The 11,847-nt window shown below is 63.4% G+C and carries 11 protein-coding genes; 2 read left to right on the top strand and 9 right to left on the bottom strand.

Annotated elements, in window-relative coordinates:
• Position 1: 1 nt before the first annotated feature.
• From VGG22_08940 to fabF, 9 genes are read right to left on the bottom strand one after another with little or no spacing between them, the layout of a single operon-like run.
• Complete coding sequence (locus tag VGG22_08940; GenBank protein ID HEY1728483.1) at positions 2-595, bottom strand: SIS domain-containing protein; 594 nt, start codon at positions 593-595, stop codon at positions 2-4.
• Positions 580-1,020: a biotin/lipoyl-containing protein gene (locus tag VGG22_08945; protein HEY1728484.1), complete on the bottom strand. Its 441-nt coding sequence runs from the start codon at positions 1,018-1,020 to the stop codon at positions 580-582. Before VGG22_08945 ends, VGG22_08940 begins: the two co-directional genes overlap by 16 nt.
• Positions 1,017-2,375 (bottom strand): histidine--tRNA ligase, encoded by a 1,359-nt coding sequence (hisS, locus tag VGG22_08950; protein HEY1728485.1) that lies wholly within the window; start codon positions 2,373-2,375, stop codon positions 1,017-1,019. Before hisS ends, VGG22_08945 begins: the two co-directional genes overlap by 4 nt.
• Positions 2,297-2,677, bottom strand: a complete 381-nt coding sequence (locus VGG22_08955; protein HEY1728486.1) for a VOC family protein — start codon at positions 2,675-2,677, stop codon at positions 2,297-2,299. Before VGG22_08955 ends, hisS begins: the two co-directional genes overlap by 79 nt.
• A 41-nt stretch (positions 2,678-2,718) precedes the next feature.
• Positions 2,719-2,994, bottom strand: coding sequence for a hypothetical protein (locus tag VGG22_08960; GenBank protein ID HEY1728487.1), 276 nt, complete (start codon positions 2,992-2,994; stop codon positions 2,719-2,721).
• Entirely contained in the window at positions 2,994-4,577 is a 1,584-nt protein-coding gene (gene purH, locus VGG22_08965) for a bifunctional phosphoribosylaminoimidazolecarboxamide formyltransferase/IMP cyclohydrolase (protein ID HEY1728488.1), read from the bottom strand. Before purH ends, VGG22_08960 begins: the two co-directional genes overlap by 1 nt.
• Complete coding sequence (smc, locus tag VGG22_08970) at positions 4,564-8,169, bottom strand: chromosome segregation protein SMC (protein ID HEY1728489.1); 3,606 nt, start codon at positions 8,167-8,169, stop codon at positions 4,564-4,566. Before smc ends, purH begins: the two co-directional genes overlap by 14 nt.
• Positions 8,166-8,885, bottom strand: coding sequence for a ribonuclease III (gene rnc / locus VGG22_08975; protein ID HEY1728490.1), 720 nt, complete (start codon positions 8,883-8,885; stop codon positions 8,166-8,168). The genes smc and rnc overlap by 4 nt, the downstream gene beginning before the upstream one ends.
• 26 nt (positions 8,886-8,911) lie before the next feature.
• The gene (gene fabF, locus VGG22_08980; GenBank protein ID HEY1728491.1) at positions 8,912-10,180 is read right to left on the bottom strand and encodes a beta-ketoacyl-ACP synthase II; all 1,269 of its coding nucleotides are present in this window, start codon (positions 10,178-10,180) and stop codon (positions 8,912-8,914) included.
• Between the two features lie 65 nt (positions 10,181-10,245).
• On the opposite strand from fabF, the gene rpmA reads away from it, so the two are divergent.
• Together rpmA and obgE are read left to right on the top strand one after the other, a co-directional pair.
• Entirely contained in the window at positions 10,246-10,518 is a 273-nt protein-coding gene (gene rpmA, locus VGG22_08985; GenBank protein HEY1728492.1) for a 50S ribosomal protein L27, read from the top strand.
• A gap of 19 nt (positions 10,519-10,537) precedes the next feature.
• Complete coding sequence (gene obgE / locus VGG22_08990) at positions 10,538-11,800, top strand: GTPase ObgE (protein HEY1728493.1); 1,263 nt, start codon at positions 10,538-10,540, stop codon at positions 11,798-11,800.
• Positions 11,801-11,847 lie beyond the last annotated feature (47 nt).

An 11,847-nucleotide genomic window follows, 5' to 3' on the forward strand; every position in this document is an offset into this window, starting at 1 on the left:
TTCAGCCGAGGCCATGCGATAGCGCTTGGTCGACGAGGTCGCAGACGATGTGGCCCATCGTAATGTGGACTTCTTGGATGATCGCGGAATAGCCGTCCGGTCCCATCAAGATCAAGTCGGCGATCTCCGCAACCTTACCGCCGCCGTTACCGGTGAACGCAATTGCAAGCGCACCACGCCGCTTGGCCGCATCGAGTCCGAACATGACGTTGCGTGAGTTTCCGCTGGTCGTAATTCCGACGACGACGTCGCCCGGCTGCGCAAAGGCCTCGACTTGCCGCGCGAAAACGTTCTCGTATCCGAAGTCGTTTGAGATTGCGGTCACGGCCGATGGATTCGAGGAGAGCGATTCGGACGGATAACCCGGACGTTCACGTAAGAAGCGGCCGCTGAACTCGGCTGCAAGGTGTTGCGCGTCGGCAGCGCTGCCGCCGTTCCCAAACCACAGCACTTTCTTGCCGCTGCGGAATGCGGTGATGATGGCCTGCGCGATAGCTTCGACTTGCCCTTGATAATGTGGAGCTTCGAGAAGGCCGCGGCGATCGTTGAGCAGCGTGCGGAAATCACGCCGCTCGCCCATCATGGCTCGATCCAAAATAAATCGTCTCCGAGCGCAACGAGCTCGCCATTCTCCGGGACGACGCGCACGATCGTCCCCGCGAAATCGGTCGTGATCTCGTTGAAGATCTTCATCGCTTCGAGCGTGCATACCGTATCGCCGGCTTCGACCCGGTCGCCGACGTTCACGAACGGCTCTTCGCCCGGTGCGGCCGCGCGATAGAACACACCGACGAGCGGCGCCGTAACTTTTTTCGTGTGGGCCGATGCGACGGGGCCGCCGCCGGGGGCCGGAGCTTGTGCGTTCGCAGCCGTTTGCACCGGCGCCGCAGCCGTAAATGGGCGCGGACTGCGGCGCACGACCTCGATCTCGCGCTTTCCGACGCGCACGCGAACCGCATCGAGATCGAACTCGCGCGCGATTGCGGCCAGCGCTTCGATATCTTTGGTGTCGTCGCTCACGCGGCTCCGATCGCGGAGACAATCGCGCCGGCTACGACCGTGGCTTCGCCTCCGACGCCGACCTCCAGCCGTTGCTCGCTGCGCGCATCGAGATCGCGAACGACGATGCTTCCGGACGCGAGCTCATCGTCACCGACGATAAGCGCCCAGCGCGCGTTGTTTCGGTCGGCGATTTTGAACTGGGCCGCGATTCGGCGCGATGCAAAATCCATGTGCACGGGACCCGTATCGGTGCGAGAACGCAGCGCGCCGACGACGGGCGTCAGCCACGCGCGCGCGGCGTCCCCCAATGCAATCGCTTGCAGGCCTTCACGAGGCGCTTCGGCCTCGTGCGCACGCGCTACCATAAGGAAGCGTTCCTCGCCCATGCCGAATCCGACTGCCGGCGTCGCCGGACCGCCCAGGGACTCGACGAGCCCATCGTAGCGGCCGCCGCCGCAAACCGCGTTCTGCGCTCCCAGCGACGGCGAGACGATCTCGAACACCGTACGCGTGTAGTAATCGAAGCCGCGCACGATTCGCGGGTCGACGACGTACGGTAAACCTAGAGCATCCAGATACCCGCGGACTTCGGCAAAGTGCTCATCGCATGCGTCGCACAACTGATCCAGGAAGGTCGGCGCGTTTTGCACGAGCCTTTGATCCTCGGGATCCTTGCTATCGAGGATGCGCATCGGATTGCGTTCCAGGCGCGCGCGAGAATCGGCCGAGAGCTGCCCGGCAAACGGACGAAAATATGCGAGCAGCGCCTCGCGATAATGGGGACGACAGACTGCATCGCCGATCGAATTGATCCGCAGCGTCGCGTCCGCCAGGCCGTAACGCCGTAAAAGCAACATCGCAAGCTGCATCACCTCGACGTCGGCCTCCGCACCCGCATAACCGAAGCATTCGATCCCAAACTGATTGGCTTGGCGATACCGGCCGGCTTGCGGACGCTCGTACCGGAAGAACGGGCCGATGTAAAACAAACGCTGCGGACCTTGCGCCAGCAAATTGTGCTGCAAGACAGCTCGAACGACGGGTGCCGTCCATTCCGGGCGCAGCGTCATCGAACGTCCGCCCTTGTCGTCGAACGTGTACATCTCTTTTTCGACGATGTCGGTGGTCTCGCCGACGCCGCGAACGAAGAGGTCGGTCGATTCGAACATCGGCGTGCGAATCTCGCCGTAACCAAATCGCGCCGCAAGCTCGCGCGCCGCCGACTCGAACGCTTCCCAGCGGCGACTCTCGGGCGGATAGACGTCCTGCGTTCCGCGCGGGGCCGCGATCTCGATTAGCGAGGCTCCAAGAGTTCGATCGGAATTCCGTTCGGGTCTTCGACGAACGCAATCGTGCGCGTACCGCTCGGAGATTTCTTCGGCTCTTTGACGATGCGCACGCCGGCGCCGCGCAGGCGCTCGATCGTCGCCGGAACGTCGGCGACTTCGAGAGCAAGATGCTCGTAACGACTTCCGACTTCGTACGGTGGATGATCCTCGAGATCGTATACCAGCTCGATATACGCATCCCAACTATCACCAACGAACGCCATGTCCGCGTTTCCCGGATAGTGCACGGGACCGTCGAGCAGCTTCAATCCGAGCTTTTTCGTATAGAAGTCGATCGATTGCGTCATGTCGTTCACGAAAATCGAAGTGTGCAGATAACGAGCCACGCTTTTCTCCTTCTCGTTCGCCGAGACCGCGCTTTCGGGGCTTAGCCTCCAAACCTTGCCAATGCGAACGGTGCGGTCACGACGGCTCCGACCAGGTAGAACAGCACGAATATCGCCACCGGCCGAGCAACGATCGCAACGATCGCCAATACGAGCGGCGCGACCGTAAGAACCGCGATACCCAGCGAGTGGAGCCCCGTGAGCGCATCGTTGAGATCCAGACTCGCGTTCGTCCACTCTGCCTGCGCGATTGCATACGCAACCCAAAGCACCAGACTGTACGCGAGGAAGCGTACGATGAACGCTGCGAATCGCATCAGTGCAAGAAGTACCGGTAGTTCGAAAACACGAGTGCCACGCCACGCGCGTTCGCGGCTTCGATGACGAAATTGTCGCGAATCGACCCGCCGGGTGCGATTACCGCGGTACAGCCTGCGTCGGCGGCCGCGAGCAACCCATCCGGAAACGGAAAGTAGCCGTCACTCGCGCAGGCCGAGCCTTGCGCATTGTCTTCGGCGCGATGCGCAGCGATCTTCACCGCGCTGACGCGGTTCGTTTGTCCTGCGCAAATCCCGCGTGCGGTGCGATCGCGAACGATGACGATCCCGTTGCTCTTTACGTGCCGGACGACATCCCACGCGAAAGCAAGATCGAGCCACTCGTCACCGGTCGGTTGACGTTTGCTGACGACTTCCCATCGTTCGGGGACGGCTTTTGGATCGCGATCCTCCGCAAGGACGCCGCCCAGAGCGCTACGGACTTGAAGCTCGGTCATCAATTGATCCGGCAGCTCTTTGGCATAACGCATAACGCGAAGATTTTTTTTTCGCCGAAGCGCCTCGAGCGCGGCAGGCTCGAAATCCGGTGCGGCCACGATTTCCAAGAAGAACTCGCCGAGCGCTTCTGCTCCCGCGACATCGATCGTCCCATCGCTAGCGATGATACCCCCATATGCAGAAACCGGATCGGTGTCGAGGGCATGCCGGATCGCACCCGCAACATGCTCCTGCTCGCTGACGCCGCACGGAATCGTGTGCTTGACGATCGCGACGCGATGAAGCCGTTTTCGCGAAGGCATCGTGCCGGGAGGAAAGGCGATCGGCGCGCGCGCCAAGAGCCGCAAGCACGCATCGAGATCGAGCAAATTGTTATAGGAAAGCTCCTTGCCGTGCAGCTGCTCGGGGAGCGTCCGTTCGCGCTCGAGATAGAACGCCGCGCGGTCCTGCGGGTTCTCGCCGTAGCGTAGCGGCTGCGCGACGGGAACCGTCAGGGCGAGCGAACCCGGCAACTCGCTTGCGATCATACCCGCTTCGAGATAACGCGCGATCGCCGAATCGTACTCCGCGGTCCGTTCGAAAGCGCGCGTCGCCAGACGTTTACGGTCCGTCGAGTCAACGCCGCCGGGAAGCGACGTTGCGATCTCTCCGTATTGCGATGGATCGCAGAGGACCGTGACGTTTTCGAAATTCTTGGCTGCGGCCCGAATCAGCGCGACGCCGCCGATGTCGATCTGTTCGAGCGCTTCTTCGAGCGATGCGCCCGAACGCGCGACCGTCCTTTCAAACGGATATAAATTTACGACGACGTAGTCGAGCTGTGGAATCTCGTATTGCGTGGCTTCCTCGTTGTGTTTGGGATTACGGCGATCCGAAAGAATCGCCCCGAACACTTTCGGGTGCAGCGTCTTGACGCGTCCGTCGAACAACGATGGAAAGCCGGTAAGCTCGACGACGTCGCGTGCGTCGATGCCGTTCTCGATCAGATGCGCGCGCGTTCCGCCGGTCGCATAGATCGGAATGCCGGCCGCGGCTAGGGCGCGGGCAAGCTCCGCTGCGCCGGTGCGGTCGTAGACCGAGAAAAGTGCTGCGCCCTTCTGCACGTGACGATCACGCAATCGCACTCTCCCGGCGTGCTGCCGGGAGTCGTTCGCCCGCGGCCGCCGCCGGAGCTTCGTCGAGCGCGACCGAGACGATCGAGCTGATGCCCGGCTCGGCCATTGTCACGCCGTAGAGCCGTTGCGCGAGATCCATCGTGCGTTTGTTGTGCGTGACGATCACGATTTGCGCATGGTGCGCGACGTCGCGAACCATCGCGGAGAAACGATCCACATTCGTCTCGTCGAGCGCCGCATCGACTTCGTCGAGCAGATAAAACGGCGACGGGCGCGTTGCGATCAACGCAAAGATCAGTGCGACCGCCGTCATGGCGCGTTCGCCTCCCGAGAGCGACTGCAGCGGCGTCATCTTCTTGCCCGGCGGTTGTACCGAGATCTCGATTCCGCTTTCCGAAAGCTTTTCGGGCTCGGTCTGCCACATACGCGCCTCGCCGCCGGGGAAAAGGCGCTTGAACATCTCCGCGAATGCAGCCGCGACCTTTTCGAACGTCGCATTGAACTCTGATTGCGTCGAGAGTTCGATTTCACGAATCGTCGCGAGCAAGGTTTCACGCGCGCGGGCCAAATCGTCGATCTGCTCGCGCAGGAACGTCTCGCGCTGCGCAAGCTCATCGCGTTCCGATTCGGCGTTCAGGTTGACGTTGGCCGAGAGCCGCGCGAGCTCTTCGCGCAAGCGCGGAAGCTCCTCGAGAATCTCGTCCGACTCTTGAATGTAACGCGACTCGACGTCGCGCAGCTCGTCTTCGGTCGCGGGATTTTGTGCGAACTGCGCGGTCAGCATTCCAAGCTCGGCGTCGATCTGCGCCAAACGCGTGCGCGCCTCTTCGCCTTGCGCAGCAATCTCGCGCTCTTCGCTCTCGGCGCCGCGTTGCTCGCCGTCGAGCACCATCCCGCGATCAGAAAGACGTTCGCGTTCGGTGCGGGCAGCAGCGAATTTGCCATCCGCGTCGACGACCGCGCGCTCGAGCGCCGTGACCTCGCGCTCCTGTGCGTTTTGCTGCTCGACCAGTGAGGTGATCTCGCGCACCGTCGACGAGCGAGCGTCTGACGCGCGTTGCGCGTTTTGATCCAGCATCGCGAGACGCGCCTGCGCGGCGTCGCGCTCGGCTTGCGCGGTCGAGGCTTCTTCACGCGCGCGCGACAGCGTTGCCGCGGCTTGTTGCTGCTCGGCCTCGTTGCGGGTTACAAACTCGCGAGCGCCTTCGAGCTCGGCTTCCAAACGTTTGCGCTCGGCACCCTCATCGAGTCCGCCGGCAGCTTCGAGCGTTCGCTCGATCGCAGTCTTGCGCGCACGCACTTGATCGATTTGTTCTTGAACGCCGGTTTCGCGTGCAGCCTCGGCCGTGATCTCGCTGTCAAGCCGCTCGATCTCCGCATTCAGAGCTTCGAGGCGCGTGCGGGCATCGGTAACGGCAACCAGCATGTCGCCATGAGCTTTGCGTGCGGCTTCGCGGCGCTCGGCGCTCGATTCCGCGGCTGCCGTCGCTTCATCGATCTCGCGCTCGAGCGATTCGAGCCGTGTACGTTGCTGGGGCAGCGTTCGACGAAGCGTTTCGGCTTGCGCCGCACGCGCCAGAATCGAACGCTCGCGCGTGAAGCGCCCGCCGGTGATCGCGCCGCCGTCCTCGATGCGTTCGCCGGCCAGCGTGACGATCGCATCGCGGAAATTTTCCTCGCGCACGAGCGCGAGCGCCGTTGCAAGCGTCTCGACGACCAGCGTACGGCCGACTAAGAAAGCCACGATACCGGCGTACTGCGGCTGCGTTTGCACCAAGGTGTGCGCATAGCCGATGACGCCGGCACGTCCCGCACGAGCTCCCAGCTCGTGTCCTTTGCGTGCGCGTAGCCCGTCGAGCGGCAAGAACGTCGCGCGTCCAAGCTCGCGTTCGGTCAGAAGCGCGATCGCGCGTTCCGCATCGCCTTCAGTCTCGACGACAATGTGCGAGAGGCCATTACCGAACGCGGCATCGAGCGCTTGCGCGTAGCGTTCGTCGACTTGCAGCAGCTGCGAAACGACACCGCGCACGCCGTGCAGCTCGCTGCGCGACGAGGCCTCCATGACGGCACGGGTTCCGGGAACATGACCCTCGAGCGAATGCTCGAGCTCTTCGATCGTGTGCAGACGCGCTTCATCGCTCGCGACCGCGCCGTGCAATTCCGTGAATTGCGTTTGCAGCGTGTCGATGCGGTCGGCATCCGTTTGCACTTGGACGTCGAGCGTCGCGATCGCGGTCGCGCGGGCCTGGAGATCGCGCTCGAGCGCGGCCAGCTCACGCTCGCCGGTTGCAAAACGCTCGCGCGAAGATGCGACATTGCTTTCGATGCTGCGGCGTGCGTCACGCAGGCGCCCCAGTTCATCGCCGAAGCGGGTGATCTCACGATCGGCGCTCGCAATCGTCGCCCGGCGTTCGGCCTCACTTGCGAGCTTCTCGGCGGCAGCAGTTTCGAACGCGCGCAGCGCGTTGAACGCGGCATCGAGCGCCGAGCGCGCTTGCGCCAGCGCCGCAGTAATGCGAACCTCGATCGCGCGCTCTTCGTCGACGCGAACCATTAGCGGCGCAATTTGCGCCGACAAGGTTCGCAGCGTGTTCTCGAGCTGTCCGCGTTCGGCTTGGGCGCGCGCTTCGTCGGCAACGGAAGCGCTGCTCTGGGCTTCGAGGGCTTCGCGCCGGGCGTGCGTCGCGGCAAGCGCGGTTTGCAGATCGGCAAGCTTCGCGCGCGCCTCCTGCGCCGCAACGCGCTGTTCCTCGAGTGCGAGCTCGTGACGATAGAGCGACGTACGCAGGGTTGTGAGATCGGCGGCCAGCGCCGCGGCACGGGCTGCGGCGCCGGCTTGTCGCTCGTCGAGCTTACCGAGTCCGTTGCGAACGCTATCGCGTTCCTCGCGACGGCTCTTGCTAGCGCGCATGTACGACAGAAGCTCGAGATCGCGCACGCGTGTCGAGACGCGACGGAAGCGCTTGGCGCGTCGAACTTGCGTGTCGAGCTCGGGGATGCGGCGCTCGAGCTCGGCGATCAGATCGCTGATGCGAATCGCGTTGACTTCCGTGTGCTCGAGACGGCGTAACGCCTCGTTCTTACGCGCAAGAAAGCGCGCGATGCCCGCGGTTTCTTCGAAAAGCGCGCGCCGTTCGGTGGGCTTTGACGAGAGAATCTCGTCGATGTGTCCTTGCGAAACGATCGAATACGAGCCTGGTCCGAGCCCACTGCCCATGAGCACGTCCATGACGTCGCGCAAGCGCACGTGCGAACGGTTGAGATAATATTCGATTTCGCCGGCGCGGTAGGCGCGACGAGAAATCTCGACTTCATTGAAGTCAACCGGCAGATGCCGGTCCTCGTTGTCGAAAACGAGCGAGACTTCGGCCATACCCAGCGGTTTGCGCTTCGTATTGCCGGCGAAGATTACGTCGTCGGTGCGATTCGAGCGCAATTGTTTCGTGCTTTGTTCGCCGAGCGCCCAACGAATTGCGTCGACGAGATTCGATTTCCCCGAACCGTTCGGACCAACGATCGCAGTGATCCCAGGCTCGAAATCGAGCTTGAGTGGTTCTGCGAACGTCTTGAAACCGAAGACTCTAAGCTGTTTGAGTCTCACGGATTCGCCTGGTCCTCGGCCGATAGCACGCTGAGTGCAATTTGCGCGGCCGCGCGTTGCGCCGCCTTCTTGCTGCTGCCGATTCCCTCACCGAGCAACTGACCGCGTACGTGCACGCGCGACGTGAAGGTGCGGCTATGCGCCGGACCGCTCGCCGCATCAACGTAGATGGGCATCGTTCCCATCCGCGCCTGCGTCAGCTCTTGCAGCGCCGTCTTCGGGTCGGCCGACGCCATTTCGGCGTGCTCGACGTTTGTAAGATGCTGGCGCACCACAAAGCGCTCGGCGGTCGCGAGCCCGGCTTCCAAATAGAGCGCCCCGATGAATGCCTCGAACGCGCCGGCCAGGATCGACTCGCGCTCGGCGCCGCCGGCCGCGGCCTCTGCTACGCCAAGGACCAGAACGTCACCGAAGCCGAGGCGCCGCGCGGTGTGTGCGAGCATCGCGTCGTTCACGAGCGCCGCGCGACGGCGGGTGAGCTCACCCTCACGCTCGTCAGGATAGCGCACGTAAAGCCAGCGCGCGGTGACCAGCGAGAGCACGGCGTCGCCGAGAAATTCCAGCCGCTGATTGCTGGCGTTCGCGTCGACGAGCCGCTCGACGAGGACGGCGCTATCGTGCACGAAGGCGCGGTCGACCGCCGCGGATTTGATCCGCGTGAGTCCACTCGTTCGAAGCAGCGTACGCAGGCGCCGGCGGCGCGCCTCACCAGCCATCAGCGTTCCCTCGCGCGGGTCCAGTGCTACGCTGCGTGCTTTCCAAAGATCACGACCGTATTGTGACCGCCGAACCCGAACGCGTTCGACATCGCAGCCCGCACGCGCGTCTTGCGCGCAACGTTCGGAACGTAATCGAGCCGGCATCTGGGGTCGGGATTCTCGAGGTTGATCGTGGGCGGGATGATATCGCGCTCGACCGCGAGGATCGCTGCGATCCCCTCGATCGCGCCCGCGGCACCGAGCAAATGCCCGTGCATGCTCTTGGTCGAGGAAACTGCGAGGCGCATGGCGTCGTCGCCGAAGACTTTCTCGATCGCGGCGCTCTCCGAGGGATCGCCGAGCGGCGTCGAGGTCGCATGCGCGTTGATGTAGTCGATGTCACCGGTAGACAACTGCGAGCTTTCGAGGGCGCGTCGCATCGCAAACGTCGCGCCGATCCCGTCGGGATCGGGCTGCACGAGATTGAACGCGTCCGCGGACTGCCCGTAACCCAGTACTTCAGCGTAAATCTTGGCGCCGCGTTTGATCGCAGCATCGCGCTCCTCGAAGACGAGTATGCCGGCGCCCTCGCCCAGCACGAATCCATCGCGATCGCGATCGAACGGACGGCTGGCGCGTTCAGGCTCGTCGTTCCGCGTCGAAAGCGCTTTCATCGAATCGAATCCGCCGACGGCAATCGAGATGACGGTCGCTTCCGCGCCGCCTGTAATCACCGCATCGGCCGATCCGCGCGCGATCGCATCGAATGCGGACGCCATTGCGTCGTTGGCGCTCGCGCAGGCGCTGGAAACGGCGTAAAGCGGACCGCGCAAACGGTACTTCATCGAGATCTGCGCGCCGGCTGCGTTGGACATCAGCATCGGAATGAAGAACGGCGAGACGCGCGAGATATCTTTCGACTCGGCGACCTTGAACGTGGTCTCTTGAATCGTGACGATGCCGCCGATCCCGGTACCGACCAGCGACCCGGTGCGATTGCGCAGATCTTGATCGTCAGGGAACTTGGCGTCGGCGATCGCTTCGTCGGCTGCGACCATCGCAAATTGCGCGAACCGGTCCATGCGCCGCGCCTCACGTTTGCCGATCATCGCATCGGCATCGAAGTCTTTGATCTCGGCTGCAATTCGGGCGCGGAGCTGCGAGGGATCGAACGCCGTGATCGGGCCTACCCCGCTCCGCCCGGCAATCAAAGCGTCCCAGAACGTCTCGCGGCTGTTCCCGATAGGCGTGATCGCCCCCATCCCGGTAACGACGACGCGGCGTCTCTGCAGAGGCTCGGTGGGTTTGTACAAAACGCCCGCAAGTTAAGCCGGTGCGGTTGCGCCCCCTCCCGGTGCCCTGCTATACTCGCTCGGCTATGTTCGTTTTCGACCTCCAGCTATTCGCTTCCAAGAAGGGTGCGGGCTCGACCCGCAACGGCCGCGATTCCAACTCGCAGCGGTTGGGCGTGAAACGCTTTGGGGGCGAGGCGGTCATCCCGGGAAACATCATCGTCCGGCAACGCGGGACGCGGTTCCACCCCGGCAAGGGCGTCGGCATCGGTAAGGACCACACGATTTTCGCGCTCGTCGCGGGTCGTGTCGAGTTCACGAATGCCCGGAACCGCAAGCACGTCAACGTCCTTCCCTAAGGCCGGCTAGACGCAATTTATCGACGAAGTCGCGATAACCGTCGCCGCCGGAAAGGGCGGGGACGGCATTGTCGCGTGGCGGCGGGAGAAATACGTCCCCAAGGGCGGTCCGGCCGGCGGTGACGGCGGTAAGGGCGGCGACGTCACCCTCGAAGCCGACCCCGGGCTCTCGACGTTGGTCGATTTTCGCTTCAAAAAGCACTTTGCGGCCGAGTCCGGGCGCCCGGGCGGGACTTCGAACAAGTCCGGCAAGGCCGGAGCCGACCTGATCGTCCGCGTCCCGGTCGGGACGATCGTCTATAAAGATGAAGGCGAGCCCGATGCCCCGCGCGTCCGGCGGATCGCCGACCTCGCGGTCCCCGGCGAGCGGCTCGTTATCGCGCGCGGCGGCAAGGGGGGTCTGGGGAACCAACACTTCGCGACCGCGGCGCGGCAAGCGCCGCGCTTCGCACAGTTCGGCGAAAACGGGGAGAGCGCCGAGCTGCGCCTCGAGCTCAAGCTGCTCGCCGATTGCGGCATCGTCGGACTTCCGAATGCGGGAAAGTCGACGCTGCTCTCCGTCGTCTCGGCGGCGCGTCCCAAAGTCGCGGACTATCCGTTCACGACCCTCGAACCGCAGCTCGGCGTCGTACGCGTCGATGACTTCCAGTCGTTCGTGATGGTCGACGTCCCGGGATTGATCGAAGGCGCGCATGAGGGCGCAGGTCTCGGCGATCGCTTCTTACGCCACGTCGAGCGCACGCGCGTGCTGATTCATCTGATCGACGGCACGCATTCACCGGACGAAATTCTGGCCAGCAAGAAAACGATCGAGGACGAGCTGAGCGCCTGGAGTCCCGCGCTGCTCGAGAAGCCGATGATCGTCTGCATCTCGAAACTCGACGTCCCCGAAGCGCGCGCGAATTTCGAAGCACTGTCGTCGTCGATCGAAGGCCTGCGCGGGATCTCCGCGGTGACGGGTAACGGCGTCCGCGAGCTGATTTACGCGGCGTGGGAAGAGATTCGGCGCAGTCCCGAGGTGCCAGTATTGGCGCCGGAACCGCCGCGCATCATGTTGCGTGCGAAAGAGGCGTTCGCCATTCGCATCGAGGACGGCGTTTACGTGATCAGCGGTGACCGCATCGAGCGACTCGCGGAGCAGACCGATTTCGACAACGATGAAGCACTCGGACGATTCGAACGGATCCTCGCGCGGCTCGGCGTCGAGAAGCGTTTGCGCGAGATGGGTATCCGTGAAGGCGACACCGTGCGCATCGGTGCGACCGAGTTTACGTACAGCTAATGTTGTTGCGAGCCCCGACGGGGAATGCTTACTTCTTCGCAATGACG

The organism is Candidatus Baltobacteraceae bacterium (genome assembly GCA_036489885.1).
In the GTDB taxonomy this organism is placed as follows: Bacteria; Vulcanimicrobiota; Vulcanimicrobiia; order Vulcanimicrobiales; family Vulcanimicrobiaceae; genus JAFAMS01.

Coding starts and splice junctions, on each gene's coding strand:
- VGG22_08960 (HEY1728487.1), bottom strand. CDS start 2,994: ATGCGATTCGCAGCGTTCATCGTACGCTTCCTCGCGTACAGTCTGGTG.
- rpmA (HEY1728492.1), top strand. CDS start 10,246: ATGTTCGTTTTCGACCTCCAGCTATTCGCTTCCAAGAAGGGTGCGGGC.
- rnc (HEY1728490.1), bottom strand. CDS start 8,885: ATGGCTGGTGAGGCGCGCCGCCGGCGCCTGCGTACGCTGCTTCGAACG.